Source organism: Chryseobacterium sp. UF-290, assembly GCF_058245615.1.
In genome coordinates, this window is record NZ_JBSICB010000006.1 from 129638 (window position 1) to 154919 (window position 25282).

General features: G+C 37.5%; 22 protein-coding genes. 13 read left to right on the top strand and 9 right to left on the bottom strand.

From position 1 onward, the window contains the following. Window positions 1–17: 17 nt before the first annotated feature. The 6 genes from radC (at window position 18) to AC4IF5_RS09265 (ending at window position 7054) form a co-directional block, all read left to right on the top strand. Window positions 18–695 (top strand): RadC family protein, encoded by a 678-nt coding sequence (gene radC / locus AC4IF5_RS09240; RefSeq protein ID WP_490733804.1) that lies wholly within the window; start codon window positions 18–20, stop codon window positions 693–695. A gap of 50 nt (window positions 696–745) precedes the next feature. Then, the gene (locus AC4IF5_RS09245) at window positions 746–1606 is read left to right on the top strand and encodes a hypothetical protein (RefSeq protein WP_490733806.1); all 861 of its coding nucleotides are present in this window, start codon (window positions 746–748) and stop codon (window positions 1604–1606) included. 118 nt (window positions 1607–1724) lie between these two features. Next, window positions 1725–2900, top strand: a complete 1176-nt coding sequence (locus AC4IF5_RS09250) for a hypothetical protein (protein WP_490733808.1) — start codon at window positions 1725–1727, stop codon at window positions 2898–2900. Window positions 2901–2924: 24 nt separating this feature from the next. Further along, entirely contained in the window at window positions 2925–3437 is a 513-nt protein-coding gene (locus AC4IF5_RS09255) for a DUF7935 family protein (protein ID WP_490733809.1), read from the top strand. Window positions 3438–3454: 17 nt separating this feature from the next. Then, window positions 3455–4066: an inorganic pyrophosphatase gene (locus tag AC4IF5_RS09260; protein WP_490733810.1), complete on the top strand. Its 612-nt coding sequence runs from the start codon at window positions 3455–3457 to the stop codon at window positions 4064–4066. 273 nt (window positions 4067–4339) lie between these two features. After that, window positions 4340–7054 (top strand): sodium-translocating pyrophosphatase, encoded by a 2715-nt coding sequence (locus AC4IF5_RS09265; protein ID WP_490733811.1) that lies wholly within the window; start codon window positions 4340–4342, stop codon window positions 7052–7054. 156 nt (window positions 7055–7210) lie between these two features. Here the strand turns inward: AC4IF5_RS09265 and AC4IF5_RS09270 are convergent, their stop codons facing one another. Then, window positions 7211–8350 (bottom strand): aminotransferase class I/II-fold pyridoxal phosphate-dependent enzyme, encoded by a 1140-nt coding sequence (locus AC4IF5_RS09270; protein WP_490733813.1) that lies wholly within the window; start codon window positions 8348–8350, stop codon window positions 7211–7213. Window positions 8351–8510: 160 nt separating this feature from the next. Here AC4IF5_RS09270 and AC4IF5_RS09275 point away from each other — a divergent pair, with 160 nt between their 5' ends. The 3 genes from AC4IF5_RS09275 (at window position 8511) to AC4IF5_RS09285 (ending at window position 10580) form a co-directional block, all read left to right on the top strand. After that, on the top strand, window positions 8511–9551 hold the full coding sequence (locus tag AC4IF5_RS09275; RefSeq protein ID WP_490733815.1) for a M28 family metallopeptidase: 1041 nt from the start codon (window positions 8511–8513) through the stop codon (window positions 9549–9551). 152 nt (window positions 9552–9703) lie between these two features. Then, entirely contained in the window at window positions 9704–10066 is a 363-nt protein-coding gene (locus AC4IF5_RS09280; protein ID WP_490733817.1) for a VOC family protein, read from the top strand. A 13-nt stretch (window positions 10067–10079) separates the two neighbouring features. Then, window positions 10080–10580, top strand: coding sequence for an endonuclease V (locus tag AC4IF5_RS09285; RefSeq protein ID WP_490733819.1), 501 nt, complete (start codon window positions 10080–10082; stop codon window positions 10578–10580). Between the two features lie 110 nt (window positions 10581–10690). Here the strand turns inward: AC4IF5_RS09285 and AC4IF5_RS09290 are convergent, their stop codons facing one another. From AC4IF5_RS09290 to AC4IF5_RS09305, 4 genes are all read right to left on the bottom strand, one after another. Continuing rightward, window positions 10691–11026: a helix-turn-helix domain-containing protein gene (locus AC4IF5_RS09290; RefSeq protein WP_490733821.1), complete on the bottom strand. Its 336-nt coding sequence runs from the start codon at window positions 11024–11026 to the stop codon at window positions 10691–10693. Window positions 11027–11099: 73 nt separating this feature from the next. Further along, a complete protein-coding gene (locus AC4IF5_RS09295) occupies window positions 11100–11519 on the bottom strand; it encodes a transposase (RefSeq protein WP_490733823.1) in 420 nt (139 codons plus the stop codon). A 270-nt stretch (window positions 11520–11789) separates the two neighbouring features. Next, entirely contained in the window at window positions 11790–13151 is a 1362-nt protein-coding gene (locus AC4IF5_RS09300; protein ID WP_490733825.1) for a phage tail-like protein, read from the bottom strand. A gap of 452 nt (window positions 13152–13603) precedes the next feature. Continuing rightward, the gene (locus AC4IF5_RS09305) at window positions 13604–15220 is read right to left on the bottom strand and encodes a hypothetical protein (protein WP_490733827.1); all 1617 of its coding nucleotides are present in this window, start codon (window positions 15218–15220) and stop codon (window positions 13604–13606) included. A 591-nt stretch (window positions 15221–15811) separates the two neighbouring features. On the opposite strand from AC4IF5_RS09305, the gene AC4IF5_RS09310 reads away from it, so the two are divergent. Further along, window positions 15812–17122, top strand: coding sequence for a T9SS type A sorting domain-containing protein (locus AC4IF5_RS09310; RefSeq protein WP_490733829.1), 1311 nt, complete (start codon window positions 15812–15814; stop codon window positions 17120–17122). 164 nt (window positions 17123–17286) lie between these two features. Here the strand turns inward: AC4IF5_RS09310 and AC4IF5_RS09315 are convergent, their stop codons facing one another. After that, window positions 17287–20628 (bottom strand): DEAD/DEAH box helicase, encoded by a 3342-nt coding sequence (locus AC4IF5_RS09315; RefSeq protein WP_490733830.1) that lies wholly within the window; start codon window positions 20626–20628, stop codon window positions 17287–17289. 637 nt (window positions 20629–21265) lie between these two features. Here AC4IF5_RS09315 and AC4IF5_RS09320 point away from each other — a divergent pair. Both AC4IF5_RS09320 and AC4IF5_RS09325 read left to right on the top strand, forming a co-directional pair. Further along, window positions 21266–21760: a MarR family winged helix-turn-helix transcriptional regulator gene (locus AC4IF5_RS09320; RefSeq protein WP_490733832.1), complete on the top strand. Its 495-nt coding sequence runs from the start codon at window positions 21266–21268 to the stop codon at window positions 21758–21760. Next, window positions 21757–22521 (top strand): hypothetical protein, encoded by a 765-nt coding sequence (locus tag AC4IF5_RS09325; protein ID WP_490733834.1) that lies wholly within the window; start codon window positions 21757–21759, stop codon window positions 22519–22521. The genes AC4IF5_RS09320 and AC4IF5_RS09325 overlap by 4 nt, the downstream gene beginning before the upstream one ends. A 159-nt stretch (window positions 22522–22680) precedes the next feature. Here the strand turns inward: AC4IF5_RS09325 and AC4IF5_RS09330 are convergent, their stop codons facing one another. Beyond that, the gene (locus tag AC4IF5_RS09330) at window positions 22681–23262 is read right to left on the bottom strand and encodes an NAD(P)H-dependent oxidoreductase (RefSeq protein WP_490733836.1); all 582 of its coding nucleotides are present in this window, start codon (window positions 23260–23262) and stop codon (window positions 22681–22683) included. A gap of 87 nt (window positions 23263–23349) precedes the next feature. Here AC4IF5_RS09330 and AC4IF5_RS09335 point away from each other — a divergent pair, with 87 nt between their 5' ends. Further along, window positions 23350–24186, top strand: coding sequence for an AraC family transcriptional regulator (locus AC4IF5_RS09335; protein ID WP_490733838.1), 837 nt, complete (start codon window positions 23350–23352; stop codon window positions 24184–24186). 25 nt (window positions 24187–24211) lie between these two features. On the opposite strand, the gene AC4IF5_RS09340 is transcribed toward AC4IF5_RS09335, so the two are convergent. Both AC4IF5_RS09340 and AC4IF5_RS09345 read right to left on the bottom strand, forming a co-directional pair. Further along, window positions 24212–24454: a hypothetical protein gene (locus AC4IF5_RS09340; protein WP_490733840.1), complete on the bottom strand. Its 243-nt coding sequence runs from the start codon at window positions 24452–24454 to the stop codon at window positions 24212–24214. 324 nt (window positions 24455–24778) lie between these two features. Continuing rightward, complete coding sequence (locus AC4IF5_RS09345; protein ID WP_490733842.1) at window positions 24779–25201, bottom strand: HIT family protein; 423 nt, start codon at window positions 25199–25201, stop codon at window positions 24779–24781. Between the last annotated feature and the right edge of the window lie 81 nt (window positions 25202–25282).

The window sequence follows — 25282 nt, forward strand, 5'->3', positions numbered from 1 at the left end:
ATCTATAATTCATTTCCATGCTTATAAAATTTCTTGCCGAAGATGACAGACCGAGAGAAAAGTTTTTGCAGAAAGGTAAAAGCTCTCTTTCTGATTCCGAACTATTAGCCATTATTATGGGAAGCGGAAATAAAGAAGAAAGTGTTGTAGAGCTGGCAAGGAAAATCTTAGTTTCAGTGAATAATAACTGGCATCAATTGAGCCTGCTTTCTGTGAAAGATCTGATGAAGTTTAAAGGTATTGGTGAAGCAAAAGCCATCTCTATTATCTCAGCTTTAGAGATTGGAAAGAGAAGGGCAGGACAGGAGATTCCGGAAAAATCCACTCTGGGCAACAGTAATGATGCTTATCTGATTCTTAAAAATCAACTTTCCGACCTGAGAACTGAAGAATTTTGGGCCATCTTTCTGAATAACAGTAACAAGGTTATCCACATTTCACAATTAACGCAGGGAGGAATAAGCCAATCGATTGTTGATGTAAGAATTTTATTTAAAACGGCTTTAGATCATTTTGCAACAGGAATCATCATTGCCCATAATCATCCGTCCGGCAGTCTGAAGCCCAGCAGGGAAGATGTCAACATTACCCAAAAAATAAAAGAGGCAGGAAAAACATTGGCTATCCAGCTTTTAGACCACCTTATTATTACCCAGAATTCATATTTTAGCTTCTCGGACGCAGGATTATTATGATTAGAAGATTACACTACAATGAAATTGATTTTGTAAAATATTCTCAATGTTTGGAAAGCTCCGAACAGAGAAAATACAGTGCTGCCAAAGAATTTTTAGATGTCACTTCAAAGAAGCAATGGGAAATTCTGATGTATGGAGATTATGAAGCGGTAATGCCTGTCTCCTATGTAAGAAAATATGGAATTAAAATTGTACATAATCCGAAACTCTGTCAGCAATTAGGCATTTTTTCAGGTAAAGATGATTCGGATCTTAATGATGCCTTTTTAAAGCATCTTGAGAAAAATTATCTCATAAGCCTTTATCAGTTTAATGATGTCAACCAATTCCGGAGACAGATCAGAACAAAGAAAAATTTTTTGATTTATCCTGATTCTTATGAAAAAGTATATGCCAACTATTCCCCTAAAAGAAAAAGAAAACTCCGGCTGAATGAAGAAATTCTGGAAAAATCAGAAATCAGAAACGCAACATATGACGAAGTAAAGCCCTTTATGGACCTTCATACGATAGGTTTAAGCAAAGAAAGCGACCGGTCTGAATTCATGCGGATTTACGAAGGTCTTTATCAGCTGAACCGGCTTAAATTCTCAGCTTTCTATTATCATGGTAAAATGATCAATGCTATTGCTACTTATTCTGATCCTCACACGGCTGTTCTTTTGGGGACATTTAATGATAAGGAATATGTAAAAATATCCGGGGCATCTGCTCTGATTGACCAGAAAATCAAAGAAACAATAGAAGCCCAAATTTTTGATTTTGAAGGAGGTGAGCTGCCAAATATTGAGGAATTTTTCAGAGGATTTCGCCCAGAACTGAAACCTTACGGAATTATTGAAAACTCCGGAAAAGATCTTTTAAAAAAGCTGGGAACATTTCTTTTCAGCGGAAAAGCTTTTTTATAATAGGAAATATTGCTCTGTTTAATGTAAATTGTTGAAATTTATTTTTTTTAAGAAGTAATTTGAAAAATAACAGTTTACTGCGTAAAGGTTCAATCTCAATAAAAATGGTTTATAATATATGAAAAAAGGGAGAAATATTCTTGTTTTTATATTTTCAGTCTATGTCTGCTTCATGTCATGCTATCTTTATACCCATCAGTACTACAATTCTGATATGGAAGCTTATATGGGACTGATCTATAAAACGGAATATCCCGATATGAAGATTGAAGAGATCCATCAGAAAGTATATGATGAACTGAAAGAAAAGAATCCTCACTTTGCAGGATTTGATCCTGTAAATCCCATGGTGGAGGAGCTGGCCAAAGGGGAGAGCACCTATTACAAAATTTTATCAGAAAATCCGAAAGCATACGAAGAAGAGCTACAGCTTTTTGTGGTAAAGCCTTTTTACAATTTTATCAACTGGTCGTTCTTCAAGCTCGGTTTCAGTGCGTCCACTTCTACATTTTTAATCTCAATTATATCATATGCTCTGATTCTCATTCTAATCTTTGTTTTTTTGATAAAAATACTGAAGAATCATACTCTTGCGATCATCATAACGGTACTGCTTTCCTTATTCAAGCCTCTTCTTGAAGCTAGCAGACATGCTTCAGCGGATTCTTTATCATGCGTATTGCTGCTTTTAAGCTTTTATGCATTTACCGTTAAAAAGAATTTATTTTCTGCATGTATTTTTGCCATGTTATGTATCCTGACAAGACCTGAGTATTTTATTTTTTATTCATTCCTGTACATTTTTATTTACCTATACAGAAAGAACCTGAGGGTCGAAACCAAAATACTGTTTTTTTCATATGGATATCTTTTCCTTACTTTCTTTCTGATCCAGTATTTTAACCAGGTTTCATGGTCTACCTTATTGATGAATCAGTTTATACAAGTTCAGCTTTATCCCGTATCTGATCCTGATCCATTTTATTTCCCTGATTATTGGCATTTTATTAAAAGTAAAATCCTTTTTGAGTTCAACACTTCTTATTTTCCTCTTTTACTGTTATTTTTAGTCATTATTCTGGCGAATAATTTTTCCTTCAGAAACAAGAAAAATCAGGCGCAGCTTTTATTTTTTGCGATTATTTATGGGACGGTTTTTTTGCGATTTTTAGTTTTTCCGTCATTGGTCAACAGAATGATGCTTGGTTTTTACCTTTTAATTATACTCTCTATGATCTACATACAGAATTCTAAGGTGGATATCTTCAAAAACTCTTTACAAGCCGGAAAATAATTAGTAATTTTGCAGTCTAAAATTATGACGAGTCTTTCAGGATATTTACCATATGCATTTGCATTGATCATTGCAATTCCTTTTCTGGTTTTGCTCAGACAATTTGTACACTCGTACATTACCCTTAAAAATCAGGAAATCAAGCTGCTTACTGTGAAATCAAATTCAGAGAACAAAGCACATTCCTATGAAAGGATGACCCTGTTTCTTGACAGGATAAAGCCGTCAAACCTTGTGCAGAAATTTGATAAAGGGCTGGCTGTTCATGAATTTATTTTTCTCACGGAAAAGACGATCAATGAAGAGTTTGAGTATAATTCTTCACAACAGCTTTACATGACGAAAAACTCATGGAAAAATATTGTAGACTCTAAAAATGCTGTAATAGAACTGCTTCACAAAACCTATGACGGATTGAAGGGAAATGCCGAACTGGATGAGTTTAAAACGATCTTCATCATGAACTATATGGAGGGCAGCGATTATATTGCGGCAACAATGGAGGATCTAAGAAAAGAAATTTTAATAATAACTTAAAAAATAACAGATAAATAATGATTCCAAATTTTAAAGCACATCCGTGGCACGGAATTTCTGCAGGAGAAGATGCGCCAAACGTTGTAAACGTATTTGTGGAAATTGTTCCTTCAGATACTATTAAATATGAAGTAGATAAAGAAACAGGATATTTAAAGGTAGACAGGCCGCAGAAGTTCTCTAACATTATCCCGGCTTTATACGGTTTTGTTCCAAGAACATACTGTGATAATGAAGTGATGAAGCTTGCTATAGAATCAGGAGCTACAGATGTGACAATGGGAGATCATGATCCTCTTGATATTTGTGTTTTAAGTTCTCACAATATCCATGCAGGAGGTTTGTTGATGGAGGCTATTCCAATCGGAGGGTTCAAAATGATTGACGGGGGAGAAGCTGATGATAAAATTGTAGCGGTGATGATTAATGACCATGCTTTTGGACATTTCAGAGATATCTCTGAATTACCGGAAGCGGAAGTTAAAAGACTGATGCACTACTTCCTGACCTATAAAAACTTACCGGATGAGCCTGCAAAATGCAGAATCCAGGAGGTATACGGTGCTGAACATGCAAGAAAAGTGATCAAAGCTTCTCAGACTGACTATGCAGATAAATTCGGAGGATAAGATACTCTGATTTAGAATATATAAAGGATAAACGGGAAACTGTTTATCCTTTTTTATTGGTGAAGATAAGCACCGATATTTTTTAATTCTTATTATCTGTTAATGGTTTAATCCTATTGTTAATCCCTGTTTTTACCATTATATTTCAGGTTCAGATCTATCAGTATTTTTTACATTCTTTCAAAGGTAATCGCAGAACTGTCAAATTTTTTAATGCTTTGATGGTAATTATTTATTATATTTAATTTTCTATTACCAAAAAAATATTAAACTATGGATCTATTTGTGTTAGTGCCAATTTTTGGTGTCGTAGCTTTACTTTACACATTTCTTCAGAGCAACTGGGTCAGTAAACAGAATGCCGGAAATGAAAAAATGAAAACGATCAGCGGGCATATTGCTGATGGTGCAATGGCTTTTCTAAAAGCCGAATATAAAATTTTAACCTACTTTGTGGTGGTGGTCGCCATTTTACTGGCCGTGATGGGATCCAGTAATGCCAATTCGCATTGGAGCATAGGAGCTGCCTTTGTCGTTGGAGCCATATTTTCTGCTTTAGCAGGTTTTATTGGGATGAGAATCGCTACAAAAGCAAATGTAAGAACTGCTGAAGCAGCAAGGACTTCACTTTCCAAAGCACTTAAGGTATCCTTTACAGGAGGCTCCGTAATGGGAATGGGAGTGGCAGGACTGGCTGTTTTGGGTTTGGGAGCGCTATTCCTGATCATTAAGCAGATCTTCGCACCGGATGCCACCGTAGACTCTCATGAGATGGAAAGAACAATTGAAATTCTTACCGGATTTTCTCTGGGGGCTGAATCCATCGCGCTTTTTGCAAGAGTAGGAGGTGGTATTTATACAAAAGCGGCCGATGTAGGTGCTGACCTGGTGGGAAAAGTAGAAGCAGGAATTCCGGAAGATGATCCCAGAAACCCTGCGACTATTGCGGATAATGTAGGGGATAATGTGGGAGATGTAGCCGGGATGGGAGCTGACCTTTTCGGTTCTTATGTGGCTACGGTTCTTGCGACAATGGTATTAGGAAGAGAAACGATCTCTGAAGATTCTTTTGGGGGCTTTGCACCGATTCTTTTACCGATGTTGATTGCAGGAACGGGAATTATTTTCTCAATGATAGGAACTTTATTTGTAAGAATCAATGATAATGAAGGCTCATCCACTTCCAGCGTACAGAATGCGCTGAATCTGGGAAACTGGGGCAGTATTGTCATTACTGCCGTCGCTTCTTATTTTCTGGTTACCTATATTCTTCCGGACAAAATGGTTTTAAGGGGACACGAATTTACTAAAATGGGAGTGTTCGGGGCTATTATGGTAGGATTGGTTGTAGGAACTTTAATGAGTATTATTACGGAATATTATACCGCTATGGGAAAAAGACCTGTTTCCAGTATTGTGAGGCAGTCTTCTACCGGTCATGCTACCAATATCATCGGAGGACTTTCCGTTGGGATGGAGTCTACGTTACTTCCGATCATTGTACTGGCAGGAGGAATATATGGCTCTTACTTATGTGCCGGATTATATGGAGTCGCCATTGCTGCGGCAGGAATGATGGCCACTACGGCAATGCAGCTGGCTATAGATGCTTTCGGGCCGATTGCGGATAATGCCGGGGGTATTGCTGAAATGAGCGAACTGCCTAAAGAAGTCCGTGAAAAAACAGATATCCTGGATGCCGTAGGGAATACAACTGCCGCAACAGGGAAAGGATTTGCCATTGCTTCAGCAGCATTGACTGCATTGGCATTGTTTGCGGCTTTTGTAGGAATCGCAGGGATTGACGGGATTGATATTTACAGGGCAGACGTTTTAGCCGGATTATTTGTAGGCGGAATGATTCCGTTTATTTTCTCGTCTTTAGCGATTACGGCGGTAGGACAGGCTGCAATGGCAATGGTAGAAGAAGTGAGAAGGCAGTTCCGTGAAATTCCCGGAATCTTAGAAGGAAAAGCACAACCGGAATATGAGAAATGTGTCGCTATTTCTACAGATGCATCCATCAGAAAAATGATGCTGCCGGGAGCCATAGCTATTATTTCACCATTACTGGTCGGGTTTATCTTTGGACCTGAAGTTTTGGGAGGATTTCTGGCCGGTGCTACAGTAAGCGGTGTTCTGATGGGGATGTTCCAGAATAATGCCGGAGGAGCCTGGGATAATGCTAAAAAATCATTTGAAAAAGGGGTGGATATCAATGGACAAACCTATTATAAGGGTTCTGAACCTCATAAAGCTTCCGTAACCGGAGATACAGTGGGAGATCCGTTTAAAGACACCTCCGGGCCATCCATGAATATTCTTATCAAATTAATGTCAATCGTTTCTTTGGTTATCGCCCCTACTTTAGCTGTTTTACATAAAGATAAGATCGAAGCTAACAGAAAAGCGAAAATAGAAAGCTTAACCGGATTTTCCAATGCCAATGTTGCGACAGTACATGCTTCTTCAGGGGAAGTGACAGGACATCTTAATGAAAACGGAGACTTTGTATATGAAACAGGAAATGTTCAACAGGTAAAGCTGAAAGATGGAAAGACCATTGCTATAGGAGAGAATAGCCAGATCTATCATCTTTATAATGCTATTGAGAAAAAAGACCAGGCTCTGCTGGATCCTAATAAATGGTATACCATAGAAAACCTGTATTTTGAAACAGGATCAAGCGATCTGAAAGCAGGATATGAGCAGCAGCTGAATAATCTGGCGGAAATCCTGAATACCTATCCGGATCTTAAAATAAAACTAGGCGGATATACTGACAACAGCGGTAATGAAGAAAGCAATCAGAAGCTTTCCAACCTGAGAGCGCAAACAGCCAAGCTTAAACTGCTCGAGCTTGGGATATCTTCAGACAGGGTAGAGGCAGAAGGCTATGGCTCACAGCATCCGATCTGCGAAGCTAATGATACCGATGAATGTAAAGCTAAAAACAGAAGAATAGATGTAAGGGTTCTCACTCTTTAAAGTCTATTAGAATATACTACTGAAAGCACCGCAATATGCGGTGCTTTTATTATGATTAATCTGCGATATAATTTTTACTCCCGCAGATCTCGCAGATGACGCAGATTTTAAGGTCCGAATGAAAATTAACCAGCTATACAAGGATACAGAGCCGGATCAAAGATTTTTTCTTAAGTGTTCTAATGCTTCGATAATCACTTCATCTTTTTTTGCAAAAGTAAATCTGATATAATCCGAATTTTGTCTTGAATCATAAAATGCCGAAAGAGGAAGGCATGCCACTTTTTTTTCAATTGTCAGCCATTTTGAGAATTCCACATCGGTCATGGTTTTGGAAACGTTTCTGAAATTAACGATCTGGAAAACACTTCCTTCAGCCTTTTGCTCAATGATTAAAGGTGTTCCTTTGACAAGCTCATTGAAAATGTCTCTTTTTTTCTGCATCATGGCTTTATTCACAGCCGGATCAAATACTTCCAGATACTTTGCCAGAGCATATTGGGACGGAGCATTCGTACTATAGGAAATATATTGCTGATGGCACCTGAACAATGCAGTTAATTCCTCAGAAGCCAACATATAGCTGACTTTCCATCCTGATGTATGAAACATTTTGCCGAATGAGAAAATACAGAATGTCCTGTTTCTAAGATCCGGATGAATGAAAGAGCTGTAATGTTCAGCCTCATCATAACAGTACGTATCATAAATCTCTTCTGAAATTAAATAGATATCCCGGTTCCTGATCAATTCATACAGCTGATTCCAATCTTCCTTTTTCCAGATTTTCCCGGTCGGATTCTGTGGAGAATTGATAATGATCGCTTTTGTTTTTTCCGAAATGCGATTTTTAAACAAATCCCAGTTTACAGTTAAATTATGATCCAGATCGTAATATACAGGAATTCCTCCGTTCATCACCACAGCGGGTGCATAGGTATAATATGAAGGTTGAATAATGATGACTTCATCTCCCTGATTTAAAACAGATTTAAGTGCGGTATATAAAGCAAAGGTGGCGCATGGGATAATCGTTACCTCATGGGCTGAAACAGAAATACTGTTTTTTCTTTTTGTATTGAACGTGATGATGTTTTCGATCAGCAGGGGATTGCCGGCAAGGGGCTCATAATGATGGGTATTGAGTTCTGCCGATTCTTTTAAAAAAGACTTCAACCGCTCATCAATATCAAAATCAGGAAGTCCCAGAGAAAGGTCAAAGCTTCCGTTCTCTAATGCCAGCTCGGACATTTCTGTAAAAAAGGAATAATGAGTAAACCTGTGAATTTCTTTCATCTGTTTTTGTAATTTTTCAAAAATAATAAAAAATTAATACTCTATTGGTTTTATTTTTTGTAATCTGTTAATTAGACTGTTGTATTGTTTCCCATCAGGTTCTTTTCAGCCTGTTGCTCAGATTCAATAAAATTTATTATTTTTAAGAAATTTATTCATTATGAAAAAACTACTTATTCCGCTGTTTTCTATTGCTGTACTGACCAGCTGTGGAACGGCAAAAATGTCTGACGGAACTTCCTCACATTCTGTTTCTGCAAAACACGATAAGGCTTTTTCCAATGCCTATAAAATGATCAATGCTGAGGATCTGAAAAAGAACCTGTATGTCATTGCTTCTGATGAAATGGAAGGAAGGGATACAGGAAGTAAAGGACAGAAAAAAGCGGGTGAGTATATCGTTAACTATTATAAAAACCTTGGCATTTCCGGTCCTAAAGCATTAGGCTCATATTATCAGAAAGTGCCATCAGAATTTATGAAAAAAAGAGGAGGGGGAAATCTTCCGGATTCTGAAAACATTCTGGCATTCATAGAAGGAAGTGAAAAACCGGAAGAGATCGTTGTGGTCTCTGCCCATTATGATCATGTGGGAACTAAAAACGGAGTGGTATATAACGGAGCTGATGATGACGGAAGCGGAACGGTTGCGGTAATGGAAATTGCCAAAGCATTCCAGGAGGCTAAAAAAGCAGGTAAAGGCCCGAAAAGATCAGTTCTCTTTTTACATGTTACGGGAGAAGAGCATGGCCTGTTCGGATCGGAATATTATTCCCAAAATCCTGTTTTCCCGTTAGCCAATACGGTTGTTGACCTTAATATCGATATGATCGGGCGTGATGATCCTGCCAACAGAGGAAAGCAGTATGTGTATGTAATCGGTTCTGAGATGCTGAGCTCGCAGCTTAAAGTGATCAATGAAGCAGCCAATAAGAGAACGAATAATCTGGAGCTTAACTATAAATATGATGATCTGAATGATCCGGAGCAATTGTATTACCGTTCTGATCATTATAATTTTGCCAAGCACAATATTCCGGTTGCGTTTTTCTTTGACGGAATTCATGAGGACTATCACAAGCCAACTGATGATCCGGACAAAATTGATTATCAATTACTGGAAAAAAGAACTCAGCTTATTTTCACAACAGCCTGGGATATTGCCAACAGGGCAGAAAGGATAGTGGTTGATAAAAAATAAGGCTATCATTAAAAGTTTCCCACAGATTCATATTTCACGGATCAAAAAATCTGTGATAGGGTAAGATCTGTGGGAAACATTTTTTACAGGCAAAAGAAACTGTTCTACTTTCCTGGAAAAGTTAAAATCTAACACCTTTAAAGATAAAAATCATGACACAGCATGTAAAGTCGATCCGCCCTTTTATCGGGGCCCAGAACTTTGAAGTGAGCCGGAATTTTTACAGGGATCTTGGCTTTGAGGAAGTTGTTCTCGAGCCTAAGCTCTCATTGTTTAAAAGAGAAGAAACCGCCTTTTATCTTCAGGATTATTATGCCAAAGACTGGGTTGATAACACCATGATCTTTATGGAAGTGGATAATACTGATGAATTCTGGAAGGAGCTTTTGTCTTTAGGGCTTACCGGGAAATATGAAAATGTAAGGCTTACTCCCGTAAGAACAATGGAATGGGGTAAAGAATGCTTTGTACATGATCCGTCAGGAATCCTGTGGCATTTTGGTGAATTTTTTTAAGTGAAGAAGACCTATGATTTATGCATTCGATACCTATTATTATGAAGATTATGCCAATACAGTGTGTATTGCATTTGAAAACTGGACGTCAGAAAGGGAGGTTGAAACTTTTATAGAACAGACAAAGATCAATTCAGCATATGAAAGTGGAGCATTTTATAAAAGAGAGCTGCCATGTATTTTGAGCCTATTAACAAAAATAATGGTAAAACCCGGTGATATTATTATCGTTGATGGCTATGTTACTCTTGACAATGAAGGGAAGATAGGCTTAGGGGGACACCTGTACCATGCTTTGGACGGAAAATATCCTGTTGTAGGAATTGCCAAAAATGAATTTACCACTCCTGATACCCAAAGGAGAAGTGTGCTTCGGGGGGAAAGTAAAACGCCTCTTTTTGTAACAGCAAAAGGAATTGATGTGGATGAAGTAAAGGTAAAAGTAGAGCAGATGCATGGAGCATACAGAATCCCGACCTTATTGAAAAAGCTCGATCAGCTAAGCAGAGAATAAAGTACCCGGTCTTACTATGGGAAATCAACCGTGGCAGGAGGATGGAAAATTAAAATTCTAAAATATATTTTATTTTCGATCGGTCTCAGAATATATTCAATTTATACCAGTTATACCAGAAATAATTTTTTCCATTTTGTAACGGTGTTCCTGCTCAGGTTAAAGTGTTTGGCGAGTTCGGAATTGTTTATCTGATGTTCTTTTTGATAATCAAGAATCTTAAGAATTGAAGATTTATTATAAGAACGATACCTCTGATTAAACTTTTCCGTTTCCGTGTTTTTGCCGAAAATCTTATTATTCAGCTCTATAATATCTATTGCCGAAAGAATTTTTTTACTCAAAAGCTCCTCACATTCATCTTTTTTGTGTGCAAATTTTTTATTAAGAATGTCGGTATAGATCTGCCGGTAGTCAGGATATTGGGTATTGTTTTCTGTAATCATAATTCAACTGGTTTATAAAGATAATGATCGGTGTTTTGTTTTTGTTATTGAGTTCAATGTATAACATCAGGTTTTAGCTTCCGTATTTATTTATCCATTTATACAAAGTAGTTTTAGGGATCTTATACCTTTCCACGATATCGATTTTAGTCATTTCTCCGGTACGGATCTGCTCCAGAACAAAGTCAATCACTTCTTTTGTATAAATATTCTTGCGAAACTGAGGAAGTGACGACTTTACAGGTTTTAAATCTCCTTTCGCTGAAGGCGGACTGTGTAGTATCAAATGTTGTGTGTATACCCTGAAAAAATCGTATCTCAATAGTTTACTCCATTTCAAAAGCAATTCTGTTTCCATGGATTTTGCCGCATACATTTTTTGTATTGTATCTTCCGGGCATTTAAAAAATATACAGATCCGGGTTGCTTCTATTCCTATTTCCTTAACCCGCTGGCTGATTAAATCACCTATATGAATATCATTAAAAGTCATGTTTTCAATATTAGTTGGTATAAAAGCAGCTTTCTGTATGCTTTTTACCTGTTCATCCAAAAAATAATTCCAGGAACTCTATCTTCGGGTATGAATCACTTCCTCCCATACTTAAAAATAGCTACACAAATGCGGGATGATATCCCACATTGTGCAACCATTAAATAATAAATTATTTTTTCAGAGATGCAGGCATAATGGAAAAACCATCTGCTATTTTGTGTTTTTATGTTTTCCGGAGTTTTCCGGATAATTTTGTTTTATATTTTACTACGATCCAAGATATACGACCTCCATATAGTTTCTTGCGTTAAAAGCACTCTCAAAAGTAAGGGTGTTCGCGATCTGATTTCTGAAATCATACGTAATCACATCCCCTGCATTCAGGTCTATAATAATAGGGATAGTACCTGCTATATGACCATTCGTCGTTGCGGAATATCCGTATACTTCTACATCCGATATCGTAGAAGATCCGTTTCTGAAAGTCCTGAAATAAAAAGCTCTGTCTGCCGGGCTACCGTCTGTCCTTAGGAAATAATGAAAATTAATCATGTATTTTCCTTTAGATTGTGCTGTAAATCCTGATAATCCTGCTATAGAAGACGCGGGAGAACCGTTGTTCAGCGTTAAATTTCCCGTTAATGCTGCTGGTTGCTTTTGGTATTGAGCATTTCTGCCTTCTTCCCATTTCGCATTTCCACTGGCATCTGATACAAGGACTTTTCCAACGCCCTGTGACCCATCTGCTAAAGTAAATCCGGTTCCGGCAGCAGGTGCGATGATATGAAGCTTTGTATTAGGATTTGTCGTATTAATTCCCACATTGCCTTCATGGGTGATTCTCATTCTCTCCACGGGATTGGCAGAATTACTTGCTCTGAAAATAAGTGAGGAAGGAACAAATTCTCCTGACGGAGTTCCGCTTACTATACTATGAATTGCCGCATAATTACCACTTACATTATTTGCGTTGTATGCATTGAATAATATTCCGCCCAGGACATCATCAGCCTGCACTGCGGAAGGAGCTGTACGGGTTCCTCTAAATTTTGATAACTGCAATAGACCTGAAGAAATACCGGTATTAGTATAAGAACGGATTGCAATATCGTCATCATTGCCTCCTGATCCCCATATGGTCAATCCATGGGTAGGAGCCGCTGTCCCGATTCCTATTCTCCCATTATCTGTTGCTACGATGTCTGTATTTGCGTCCCTTGGCGTTCCATCTGATTTGGTTCCTATTTTTACCAAAGCATTGGCGGAATCATTCGTCCAGGCATCTACACTAGTGTCTGCTATCCCTGAAAGAAGCTTTTGCCAAAGCGTTCCGTCAAAATAGTAATATCCTGCGGATGTAATATTTACTCTCTGTCCGGTAACGTTTCCACCGGAGGCATCAGTAATATAAATAACAGCTCCCCGCTGATCTGCTCCGTAAAGAGAATTTCCTTTATTAGTAAGTTCTTCACGGGTTAAGCGAGGAGCGATAACACCATCTGCTTTGGTTGTATCAGTAGGAGAAGCTGCAATATCAAGTGTTGCTTTGGGTTGCTTAGTATTGATGCCCACTTGAGAAAATACAATTCCTGATAACAATACCAGAGAAGGAATAGTAATTTTTTTCATATCGTTTGTATGTTAAAGAGATTTAAAAAATTTTTGCAAAGGGAAGGTTTTCCCCTATACAAAACAACCGGATAGCTGTCTCATTTACGGAATATTGCCAGTCAAAAAGTTATATTCGATCATATTGTAAATGTACTATTATCAATATGTTGCAATAAAATGTATGCGGTTAATGGTAAAGAAGATAAATATTTGGGTTACGGAAGAAATTATTAGTATTCCTGAATGAATTTGGCCTGAAAAAGTAATAATCTGAGCATGATATTGCATACTATATTTTTGCGGCAATTGCTGTAATTGATTCTCTGGATTCTGTCTTTATTTACAATTTGAAGTTTTTCATAGAGATTCTTTTTTATGTATTGTTACTTTTCAGTACGAGACAATGATAATAAAAAAGCCGTCTCAGTGATGAAACGGTTTCTTATGGTATAGGAGTAATAATTAAATATTTATGCTTTATCAACTTTTTCTTTAAGCCGGCTGATAAATTCTGAGGGAGATATATTAAGCTTCTGTTTAAAGATATGGGTAAAGCGGCTATGTGATGAAAACCCACCCAGATCTGACAAATGAGTAATCTTATAATTCAGATAGGATGGATTCTTATAGAGCAGATTAACGATATAGTTGATTTTGAGTCCATTGATATAGGCATTGAAATTTTCTCCCCGATGATTTTTCAGGATATAGTTGGTGTATTTTGTATTGGTGTCAAGTATGGAGACAAGATTTGAAATTGTAAAATTTCTTGCTGTAAATTTTGTTCCTGCTTCGAAGGCAATAAGCTTTTCCAGAAGTTCTTTTTCCTTACTTTCCGACATTACTTTCTTATTTTCCTCAGCATTGTTGACTTCTTCCATATGTTCTATATCCATCTCCTTTTGGGATGTATTTGTATGAGATATTTGGCGAAGGTGTTCCAAATCCTGCTGCTCAAGGCTCTTTATAATTTCATCAAATCTTAATTTTGTTTCTTTTTTTCTTTTAGTATAATAGAAACTGATCACAACAATAACAATTCCCAGGGCAACGGAAAGTCCAATAAGCATGAAGATATTGATTCTTTGCCGGGTTAAGCTTTGCTCCTGCTTTGTAAATTCGTTTTGACTGACTGTTTCTATTTCTCTGTTTTTTTGATGATACAGAGCCAGATATTGCTCAAAATATCTTTTATTTGACTCACTGTCCTGGATATAAAGCAATCTTTCTTTGATGATTCTTATGAGCTCCTTATTTTTATTTTCATCCTTTGCCCTCTTTATTGAGCGGTCGAACCAAAGCTTTGCATCGTTATTCTTATTTTCTAATGCGCATAGAATTCCTTTATTCAGATAATAGGATTCAAGAGTATAGACTTCGTTTATATCAGTAGAAGGATTGTAAGTTTCTTCAAATTTTTTCAGATACTTTTTACCTTCGGCAATATTGCCGCATTTGAAGAACAGATAACTGAGAGTGCTGCAGTGCGCCAGATAATTATATTTTGAATTTCCTGTGGCATCTTCTTTATATTTGTTGAAATTATAATGAACGGACTTAGACTGATAATTAATGGCTTCACAGTATTTCTCTTCCCTCATAAGGTTAATGGCTTTCTGATGATAAAGCAGATCCGTTTTTTCAGGATCATTCAGTTTCCGGGATATGGATAGGGCTTCGTTGGCAGCATTTCCTGCCTGCACCTTCAGATTCAGATTACTGTAGGTATCGGATAAAAGGATATTGATAATGAATCGTTCGCTGTCAAAATTGTTTTTTCGGGCATAAAAATCAGCTTTTTGAAAATATCCGACTGCCTGGGAATATTCCATTTTTTTTCGTTTCGCATCTCCCATCATGGAGTAAGATCTTGCTTTTTCATCATCATTTTCAGCAATTTTCAGGCATTCTTCTCCCAACTTATAAAGTTGATTGATATTATCGACAGGTGTTAGTGATAATTCAATAAATTCTTTATGAAATCTGTTTCTGTCTTCAGCTTTAACATGTAATTTTTCTCTATCTGAAGAAGCCTGAGAAAAGTTAAGAATTGGAAAAATAAAGAAAATAATAAATTTCTTTTTCATAAATATAGAATAAGAAGATAAAAACCTTTTATACAAGCAAAATATAATAATTTACGTCAAGCCGATATTTACTTTTTAACGTTTTTTTGATTTTGGCCTTAAAGGTATTAATTTTCACGTAGTATCAATATCATGTTGATTATAAATTAATTGTATAATGAAAAGCTATTCTGCCTTAGTATTCCAATGAAGATGATCAGGCTTACGAAACAAAGGAGCAGCATATGGTCAGTAGGCAGTAATGGAGGGTGGAGTAGTACCAGCAATATTTTACTGAAAACAGGGTTTGAAATGCTTAGAAGTATTTTATAGAAAGTATAGATCAGTATTACTGAATAATGGATAATTATCTGAAATCCAGACTGTATGATCTGATCACTGCCAAGAATTAAACTGTTTTCCCGCTTTATAATTTCTGAAAGCGGGTTTCTTATCATAACAAATTGATTATAATGTATTTAATTAAGTTGTTAAATATATTTTTATTAATTATAATGTGGTTAATTTTCATTAACTGACAAATATCATTACATTCTTATTTTTATTCATTCTAAATAAATATAAATTTGCCTCAGTAAAATTAAAGAATATATGAGAAAATTAACTACCCTTTCTGCTGTTGCTTTCTGTTCACTGATGAATGCACAACTACAATATTGTATGCCTGCATTTGAGTATGGAGCTGACGGTAACATGATCAGTAATGTAACCTTCGGAAGCATTAATAATTCATCCCCGGATCAGACCGGCAGCGCACCGGAGTATGAAAACTTTACTTCAATATCTACAGATCTGCAGGCCGGTAATTCTTATCCGATATCCGTGAAGGGGCCCTCCAGTACATTTCCGAGTGATGTAATGGTTTATATTGATTTTAATCAGAATGGTAATTTTGATGATGCAGGGGAAAGTTTTTATATCGGGAGACTTGCAGCAGCTAATCCCTTTAATGCCTTTACGATCAACAATACCATTACGATCCCTGCTAATGCTGCCAATGGAAGCACAAGAATGAGAGTTCTTAAAAATACAAATATTGCGGCTTATTCGGATCCTAATGCTCCCAATTCTATCAGTTCTGCCTGCGACTCAAGCCTGAGAGCCGGACAGACAGAAGAATATACGGTCAATATTTTAGGAAACAATGCCAGCTTCCCATCTCCTTATTGTGGTGCTGAAAATGTGACCACCCTTACGGTAAGTGAGATCAGCGGGGTAGACTTTGCCGGAATGGTCAATAATAGTGCTCTTGACGGTAATTCGGATGTTATTGAGAATTTTACAAGTGTAATTTTCAATGTCAATCGTGGAAATACGTATCCTATTACAGTGACGGGAGGTACCCATGGGCAGGATACGGTATCAGCCTACGCTTATATCGATTTCAACCATAATAATGTATTTGATGCCGATGAAGTGTTCAACCTGGGGTATCTGGACAATTCCAATCCTGTTTCCAATGAGCAGTCAGGGGTTGTATCAGGCAGTATTAGCATTCCTTTAAACGCTATGCTTGGAGAAACCCGTTTCAGACTGGTAAAGGCATATGAGTCAAGTTCATGGATGGGAACATTGGAGAATCTTCCTTGTCCTTCAGGATGGTTTATCGGTCAGGTAGAAGACTACACAATCAATGTACAGCTGGAAAGCTTATCAACAGTGGAGGTTTCCAAGGATTCATCAGGGAAGGTAAAAGTATATCCAAATCCTACTACAGGTACTGTAACCATTAAAATGAAAGAAGGTTTGGAGAAATATGAAGTTTACAGCCTATCAGGACAGAAAATACAGGAAGGTAATTCTGTGACAGTGAATCTGGAAAACCTTGTTCCGGGAACTTATATGATCAAGATCCTGACGAAGGATAAAAAAGTGATCACTGAAAAGATCATTAAGAAATAAAAACACATATCTAATCATATCCATATCAATTTTTGTTTTTTATCGGCAGATTCTATCTGCCGGTTTTCTTTTTTTACCTCTTAAACACATTGTGTTTAAGAGGATTTTAATCAAAATAATTCTTTAGAGAATAAAAGTTAAGGTTTAATGCTAAAGACTAAAAATCAGGAACCGGATCCCAGCAAATCTATAAGATCATGTTTTGATAGTCCCTGAAGTTTTGTTCCATCTGTTTTGAGCAGGTCTTGAGCCAGTTGTTTTTTCTTTTTCTGAAGGGTCAGTATTTTCTCTTCCACAGTGTTAGAGCAGATCATGCGGACAGCAATTACATTTTTAGTCTGGCCTATACGATAACTGCGGTCAATGGCCTGGTTCTCAATTGCAGGATTCCACCATGGATCTATAAGGTAAATATAATCGGCCTGGGTAAGATTAAGCCCTACGCCACCAGCCTTCAAGCTGATCAAAAATACCCTTACTTCTTTATTTTCCTGGAAATGAGCTACTTTTTCCCCTCTGTCTTTTGTTTGTCCCGTAAGATACTCAAACCGGATGGAGTGTTTTTCCAGTTCAGCTTTAATGAGATCCAGCATTCCGACAAATTGTGAAAATACTAGGATTTTATGGTCGTTTGATTTCCCCAGGATCTGCTCCATCAGGATCTCTATCTTTACAGCATGCTCTCCTGAATAGCCTTCTTTGATGAGGACCGGAGAGTTGCAGATCTGTCGCAGCCTTGTAAGCCCTGTAAGAACATGCATGCTGTTTTTGTTGAGCTCATCGTCATCATTGGCTGCAATAAACTCACGAAGCTCTTTTTCATAAGCATCATAGATCCGGCGCTGTTCCGCATTCATTTCACAGTAGATCACTGTTTCCGTTTTCTCAGGAAGTTCTTTGGCGACCTGTTTCTTGGTTCTGCGGAGTATGAACGGCTTTATTTTCTGCTGGAGCTCCAGGGCACGTTTACTGTATTCAAATTTATCAATAGGAATGGCATAAATGTCTTTAAAGTACTGTTTGCTGCCCAACAGCCCGGGACAGGCAAAAGAGAGCTGGCTATACAGGTCAAAAGTACTGTTTTCTACAGGAGTTCCCGTCAGTACGATTCTGTTCCGTGACTGGAGCAGGCGTGCAGCTTTATACCGTTCAGAATTAGGATTCTTAATGGTCTGTGATTCATCAAGGAAAATATAGTTGAAATGGAAGTTTTTAAGGAAACGGATATCAGAAAGCAGCATTCCATAGCTGGTCAGTATGACTTCATATTCGTGCATATGGGATGTAGCCTTAGGTCTGTCAGGTCCATAGTGTAGCAAAACCTTTATAGAGGGTGCAAATCTGCTGAGCTCTTCCTGCCAGTTGAAAAGGAGGGAAGTAGGCACTACAATGAGGTTGGTGGTATGCCCGCGTTTTTCCCTTTGGGATAAGATAAAAGCAATGATCTGAATTGTTTTTCCCAATCCCATATCATCCGCCAGGCAACCCCCGAAATTAAATTCGTCCAGAAAATTCAGCCAGTTTAATCCGTCGTGCTGATAATCTCTTAATTCGGCCTTCAGTGCAGCCGGAACCTTTACTTCAGATATTTTTTTAGCTTTTAAAAACCGGGAGGAATAGCTGGCTATTTCATTCTGAACTTCCTGGCTCAACACTTCTTTTTCAAAAAGGGAAGAGATTTCTGTAAAGCTGATCTTGGGGATTTTTAATAATTCCTCATCAATTTCTCCGGCCTGGAAATAGGCAGCGATCTTTTCTATCCATTCTTCAGGAAGAATTCCTAAAGAACCGTCATCCAGCTGAACAAACCTGCTTTTATTGCGGATGGTTCTGTGGAGCTGTTTCAAGGTCGCCTCTTTTGGCCCGAATCCTATTTTTAATTTGGCGTTGAACCAGTCCAGTCCGCTGGTGATCTGAATATTGATCTTTGCACGGTGCGGATTGAGCTTATTGTTTTTTAATTCATTAAAACCAAGTATGATTATCCCTTCATTTCTCCATATTTCAAAGGCTTCAAGAAACCAGTTATTATCAAGGAATTTATCCCTGTGCAGATAAAAATACTGATAACCGTCCATTTGCTCTTCAAAGTCGGGATGCTGCTGCATGATCAGAGAGGTGAAACGGGCTTCTGCGGCATCATTTCTTTCTATTTTAAACGGGTTCCCGTTCTGATCCGTATCAAAGATCTGCTTTCGGGAATAGACCGGAACTTCTACCTGGCCGTATTTCATAACAGGAGTAATCCCTATATAATTTTCCTGCTGGCGGAGATAAACTATCTTTTCTACCTTATAATTCTTGTCTTCAAGCTGTACTTGTGTTGCTGTTTGTATGTAGCTGTAATTGATATGAATACGTTCTTCAAGGGTGGACAGAATGTTTTGCATAAAACCCTCATATTTTGAAGAATGGATGAGCAGAATTTCATTATTGGCTTTAAAGAACCTGATGATTCTGAGTAGGTCCTGATGCTCTACAAAGCCGAATGTGTTGTGGTTATGTACAAAATATTCATTCCAGAGAACAAGATTTCTGAACGGAACGGAAATATCATTAAACTGTAGCTCTCCTGTAATTTCATAAAAAGGATCTTTCTTAAATACAGAGAGTTGTACTTCCGCATCTAAAGTGTTAAGTTCAACATAGCTCAGAGACTTTGCTGAAATGGTTTCTGCGATTTCCCGGTTATGATAATAGACTTCAAGATCCAGGGGATTTTGTACAATGAGCTTTAAAGCTTCGAGTTCTGAAGGATTGTAATCTTCATTATAGTTGCTTTGAAACGAAGTGATCGCTGTATAAAATTTAATATCCTGAGGTTTTTCTGCTTTCCAGATCAGCTGCATGGTGTCAACGGGAGTAACCGGGTTTTTGATTTTTCCGGTCTGTGTGATTTCGGCTTCCATCAGGGCAAAGGTCAGGTGATTGTAGTAGCGGTGTTTCCCCATTACCAATATCTGTTTTTTCCCCGTTTCCAATGACGCAAGCTCCTCCAGTCTGGAAGGATGCTGAGGAAGAAGGGCCTTCTGAAACATTACCTCATCTACCGGAAGCATCTCTTTGATCTTCGGAAGCATTTCAATTTTACCGTCATTATATTTCAGCTGAAAATACGTGTCAAGATCCGGCTCATTTTCCAGGCCGTAACTTTTAGCTTTAGAAATCAATGTCTTTTTACGGAGCATATCATCAAAAAAGATCCTGAAATTTTTTTCCTCTAGGATTGAATGAATGATCTCTGCCTGATGGGAACAAAGATGTCCCTGTGGACTATCGCATGTACATGAACAGAGTAATGAGCTCCCGATCCTGCTTATCGTGACAGCAGGAAAATCCTGAAGCGTAGTTTTTTTTGTAAATATTCCGGTATTGTTTTCAATGGTAACGGGATAGATCTCATGAAAATCCCTGATACCAATAAAGGTACTCTCTGTGGTGTGTTTCAGAAGGTCATATACAGAAAGTGTGCTGATACTGATGTTTTCAAGAATATATTCTGCCATAAAATCGATAGAAGCAAACTTACAAAAAACAAATGAATGAAAGTGTTCCCGCAAATCCATTTTGGCTACAGCTTACCCCGTTTTGGCAACGTTGTCCTTTTTCTGAATACAGACTTTTATCAGGTAATTTTTTAAACAAAGAAAAATGAAAACAGTTTTTATAACAGGTGCTTTTACAGGATTAGGAAAATCGGCAGTCTGATTATTTCAGAACAAAGGATGGAAGATAATTGCTACAATGAGAAATCCGGATGCGGATACGGATAAGACTCCTTTAAGTTACAGACAGTCTTTTAATTAGTGTGAAATCTCTTATTGATCTACCCTGCCTTAGTGCCGGGTATTTTGTAGAATAAAAAATGCTTTAGGTAGATGGAAATATATTTTTAAGACATCGTCTTTTTAGATTCAATATAAAATTTGAATAGTATCTCAAACCTAAACCAAAATAATATGAAAGAGCTTAAATCTTACCTTATTTTTTGCTATCTAAAAATAAGGACTAAAGCCAGTTAGCAACTATTTATTTTCTGTAGTCAATAAGTTTTTTTTATATAATATATAGTTTTCTTATAATTACAAAGTTAACTATATAGTTAACTATATTTTTTATATATTTGCTACAAATTACTTCATTATGGATTTCGACTTTATTAAAGAATTGGGATATAAAGCTCTGGACAGCAGATTGAAGCGGATCAGTGACCGGATGTCTCATGACGTCAGAAAATTTTATAAAGAGTTTGGAATAGATGTAGAACCCAACTGGTATCTTGTGTTCATGCTGCTGCAAAAGAAGGGGGAGATCTCCATCACAGACATTGCTGAACCCCTTGGCTATTCTCATCCTTCAGTAGTCGTTATTGTCAAAAAAATGATGGAAAAAGGATATCTGCTCATTAAGAAAGATAGAACAGACAAACGAAAGCAGATCATTTCACTTTCTCCGAAAGCGGTAGATATGCTTCCTCAGCTGGAACAGATCTGGGATAGTTGTGAAAAAGCAATTCTCCGGCTTCTGTCGGAAGAGTTGGGTATTTTTTCTTATCTGGATGGTATAGATCTGGAGCTGAAAAAAGAATCTTTCTATACCAGATTCAAACATGAATATTTAAAATCACAGAACTTATGAAAACATGTATTCTTATTATTGCCCTTCTTTTTTCCAACCTGATGGTCTCTGCTACGGAGACTAAGGTGATGATAAGGGCGAAGGCACGGGATGCCAAATTTATCGGGACATCGCTGGGAGGGGCTCATATTATTGTCAGAAATAAGCTGAATCAGAAAATTCTGGCAGAAGGAAATACTTCCGGAAGTACAGGAAACACCGATCTGATTATGAAAACACCTAAAGTAAGAGGAAACTCAATTGCCGATGAACAAACAGCAGGATTTATCGCCAGCATCGATATAGACGAACCTACATTTGTGAATATAGAAGTTGTCTCACCTTTGAACAGCAGACAGGCACAGGCTATGGTAAGTACCGAACTGTGGCTGATCCCGGGAAAAGATATTTTAGGAGAAGGAATTATCCTTGAAGTACCAGGTTACATTATCGATATATTGAAGCCAAGGACTCACCAATACATTGCGCTGAATAGTATAAAAGATAAGCCTTTTCTGTTTCAGGCAAATGTCGTTATGATGTGTGGATGTGTTATAGAAAAGGGAGGGGTCTGGAATTCTGATGAAATTGAAGTCAAAGGAATCCTCAAAAAGGATGGTAAATTCATAAAAAACGTTGATATGTCGCTGGTTTCTACTAATCTGTTTGAAGGAGGTCATTTGATTCGCTCTGCAGGAAATTATGAACTGGTATTGTACGCTTACCATGAAAAGACAGGAAATACAGGAGTAGATAAGGTAAACTATGTAGTTTTTGAATAAAAGGAATGCATTATAAAAAGAGGCTGTCTCAAAAGTCAAATAATTCGGCTTTTGTCATTCTGACGAAGGAAGAATCTCATTGATGGTCAGTTGTTTGGATTCTTCATTACATTGCATTTCATTCAGAATGACACTTTTGAGACAGCCTCTTTTATATTTTTACATGGAGTCTGCTACAGCTAAAGCTCTCATTTTATTCAGCCATTGTATCCTGTCATTTGCAGAGAGGCCATCAACAGGACCTATAAAATCGGTCAGTATGGAAGATACTCCACAATATTCAAGGATTCCTTTTTTCAATTGGATAAGACCGCTGGACAGATAGTCGTCTTCATATGCCTTTACTGATAAATCTCCTGCTGTGGTAATGATTCTTCCTGATCTGCCATTTAACAGCCCTTCGCTAACTCCCTTTTTATTGCTTTTAAAAACGATTCCCGGGAGAAAAGCCCTGTCAATAAAACCTTTCATGATAGCAGGCATTCCGAGCCACCATACAGGATGTATCCATACCTGATGCTCACTCCACTGAATATCTTCCAGAGCTTTTACCAGGTCAGGCTCCAGTTCCATTCTTTGCCTGTAGCCGAACCGGAGATTAGGATCAAAATCAAGTTCCCCGATAGCAATGTACCGAACTTCAGAACCAGCATTGATCGCCGATTGAATATAAGAATGTGCGAGTGCACTGTTAAAGCTTTCTTTGTGGGGATGTCCGTTAATTACTACAATTTTTTTCATCTATAAAAATAAATTTACAAGCAAAAATAGACTGGAAAAGGAAGTAAAAACAGGTATATTTTAAGCTTGTTTAGGTATCTTTGCAATATGGCCAGAGAAAATATATACCAATCCCTTGAAGTATTCTATGAAAAAATAGATCAATGCCCTTTGAAGGACAGACAGTTCAATTTTTTCGAGCTGGTGTATGTCATTTCCGGCATCGGAGATCATGTGGTGAACGGGAACAGGATTTCTTATTCTGCGGGTGATCTGTTTTTGATTACGCCTAACGACTGCCATGGATTCAATCTCAACGGCATTTGTGAATTTATGGTCATCCGTTTTGGTGAAAATTATATCAGGGAATACCAGTGGAAAAGTATAGATCATATAGAATGTCTTTTGTATTATGCTTCTCATCTATCCGGTACTGTACTTGCCAACAACGATGACAAAATGATGGTCAGTCTTTTAATGAGGAACTTACAGCAGGCTACAGAGCATCAGTCTGTTTATAACGAAGATCTTACCCGCCATCTGGTGAATGCTGTTATTGTCATTGCAGCCAGAAATATCGACATTACCAAACCTCAGAACATTTCTCCCAATGCGGATAGCCGAATACTGCATATTCTTGATTACATTCAGGAACATATCCGCCAGCCCGGTCTTCTGAAAGTGGAGGTTATCGCCCAAAAGTTCGGATTGTCTTCCACGTATCTGGGAAGCTATTTCCGTAAACAATGTAATGAATCCATACAACAGTATATTTCCTCATACAGGATAAGGCTGATAGAGCACAGACTGCGCTTCAGTGACAAAAGAGTTCATGAGATTGCGGATGAATTCGGTTTTGCTGATGAAAGCCATGTCAATAAGTTTTTTAAAAGACATAAAGGGCAAAGTCTTAAAGCTTACCGGATGGCAGTGAGGGATGAGTAAAAGATAACCCAAAAAGGAAATTATATCACAGAACCTGAAGGTCATTAAACATTTCAATAACCGCTTCGATAAGTCCTTTTTCTATGGCTGTATCTGAAACATTTTCCGGTAGCATTGCCCGCAAATTTCCCTCGTCATCCCGCTCAAAGATTACTTCAGCACCATTGATATCCACATAGAATTTGTATCCATAGGTAAATGTTGCCAGTCTTCCGTTGAAAAGAAGATCCTGACCTTTATAGGTTACGGGGAGTTCAAATTGTTCCATTAATTCCTGTTTCTGTAAGTCTGTACAATTTCGCGAGGTGTAAAGATACAATAAACCGGAGGTAAAGTATCTAAAAACCCTTAAATCCTGTTTAAATTTGGATTAAAATATTATTTCCCGCTGATTTTGCAAATCTCGCTGATTAGATTTACGAATAATGATCTGCTAAATCGACAAAATCTGCGGGAAAATAAAAAAAATAAAGCGTTAAATTAATCAGACAAAATGATTAGCCATTAAATTCTTATATTAAATGAAAATTAGTAGTCAATCCCGAATAAATGTGGAATCGGAATATCAGCTATCCCTCAAATTTATTTCCTACTACAAATTTTCACATATGGATTTAGCGGTTTCATCCAGCGATTCCCGTTGTGGTAAACGGTAATATTCTTCACTGTGTCGTAGTCCGAACCCATCCCCTAAGTATCTTGGAAACACATGCAAATGAACATGGAAAATTTCCTGTCCGGCAGCTTCTCCATCCGCTAAAAAGTAATTGACTCCCTCACATTTTACTCCGGATTTCCGAATGGCAGCATTGATTTGGGTTCCTATCCTGAATAATTCTCCGGTAAGATTCTGATCGAGCTCGGTAATCAGTTCATGATGCACTTTGGGCACTACTAAAACATGTCCGGGATTGACCGGTTGAATATCCATGAATGCAATGACAACATCATTTTCAAAAACAATACTTGCCGGCAGCTGTCTTTTTATTATTTTACAAAATATACAATCTTCCATTTCTGTTTATTTATTTAATTTTTGCGTTGTATATATTTTCTTTAGTTTTTAAATAGGTGTTTTATTAAACTGTGGGAGATG

Bases quoted from the DNA above. Each gene is read 5' to 3' on its own strand.
- radC (WP_490733804.1), top strand. From the start codon at position 18: ATGCTTATAAAATTTCTTGCCGAAGATGACAGACCGAGAGAAAAGTTT.
- AC4IF5_RS09250 (WP_490733808.1), top strand. From the start codon at position 1,725: ATGAAAAAAGGGAGAAATATTCTTGTTTTTATATTTTCAGTCTATGTC.
- AC4IF5_RS09255 (WP_490733809.1), top strand. From the start codon at position 2,925: ATGACGAGTCTTTCAGGATATTTACCATATGCATTTGCATTGATCATT.
- AC4IF5_RS09260 (WP_490733810.1), top strand. From the start codon at position 3,455: ATGATTCCAAATTTTAAAGCACATCCGTGGCACGGAATTTCTGCAGGA.
- AC4IF5_RS09265 (WP_490733811.1), top strand. From the start codon at position 4,340: ATGGATCTATTTGTGTTAGTGCCAATTTTTGGTGTCGTAGCTTTACTT.
- AC4IF5_RS09270 (WP_490733813.1), bottom strand. From the start codon at position 8,350: ATGAAAGAAATTCACAGGTTTACTCATTATTCCTTTTTTACAGAAATG.
- AC4IF5_RS09275 (WP_490733815.1), top strand. From the start codon at position 8,511: ATGAAAAAACTACTTATTCCGCTGTTTTCTATTGCTGTACTGACCAGC.
- AC4IF5_RS09280 (WP_490733817.1), top strand. From the start codon at position 9,704: ATGACACAGCATGTAAAGTCGATCCGCCCTTTTATCGGGGCCCAGAAC.
- AC4IF5_RS09285 (WP_490733819.1), top strand. From the start codon at position 10,080: ATGATTTATGCATTCGATACCTATTATTATGAAGATTATGCCAATACA.
- AC4IF5_RS09290 (WP_490733821.1), bottom strand. From the start codon at position 11,026: ATGATTACAGAAAACAATACCCAATATCCTGACTACCGGCAGATCTAT.
- AC4IF5_RS09295 (WP_490733823.1), bottom strand. From the start codon at position 11,519: ATGACTTTTAATGATATTCATATAGGTGATTTAATCAGCCAGCGGGTT.
- AC4IF5_RS09300 (WP_490733825.1), bottom strand. From the start codon at position 13,151: ATGAAAAAAATTACTATTCCTTCTCTGGTATTGTTATCAGGAATTGTA.
- AC4IF5_RS09305 (WP_490733827.1), bottom strand. From the start codon at position 15,220: ATGAAAAAGAAATTTATTATTTTCTTTATTTTTCCAATTCTTAACTTT.
- AC4IF5_RS09310 (WP_490733829.1), top strand. From the start codon at position 15,812: ATGAGAAAATTAACTACCCTTTCTGCTGTTGCTTTCTGTTCACTGATG.
- AC4IF5_RS09315 (WP_490733830.1), bottom strand. From the start codon at position 20,628: ATGGCAGAATATATTCTTGAAAACATCAGTATCAGCACACTTTCTGTA.
- AC4IF5_RS09320 (WP_490733832.1), top strand. From the start codon at position 21,266: ATGGATTTCGACTTTATTAAAGAATTGGGATATAAAGCTCTGGACAGC.
- AC4IF5_RS09325 (WP_490733834.1), top strand. From the start codon at position 21,757: ATGAAAACATGTATTCTTATTATTGCCCTTCTTTTTTCCAACCTGATG.
- AC4IF5_RS09330 (WP_490733836.1), bottom strand. From the start codon at position 23,262: ATGAAAAAAATTGTAGTAATTAACGGACATCCCCACAAAGAAAGCTTT.
- AC4IF5_RS09335 (WP_490733838.1), top strand. From the start codon at position 23,350: ATGGCCAGAGAAAATATATACCAATCCCTTGAAGTATTCTATGAAAAA.
- AC4IF5_RS09340 (WP_490733840.1), bottom strand. From the start codon at position 24,454: ATGGAACAATTTGAACTCCCCGTAACCTATAAAGGTCAGGATCTTCTT.
- AC4IF5_RS09345 (WP_490733842.1), bottom strand. From the start codon at position 25,201: ATGGAAGATTGTATATTTTGTAAAATAATAAAAAGACAGCTGCCGGCA.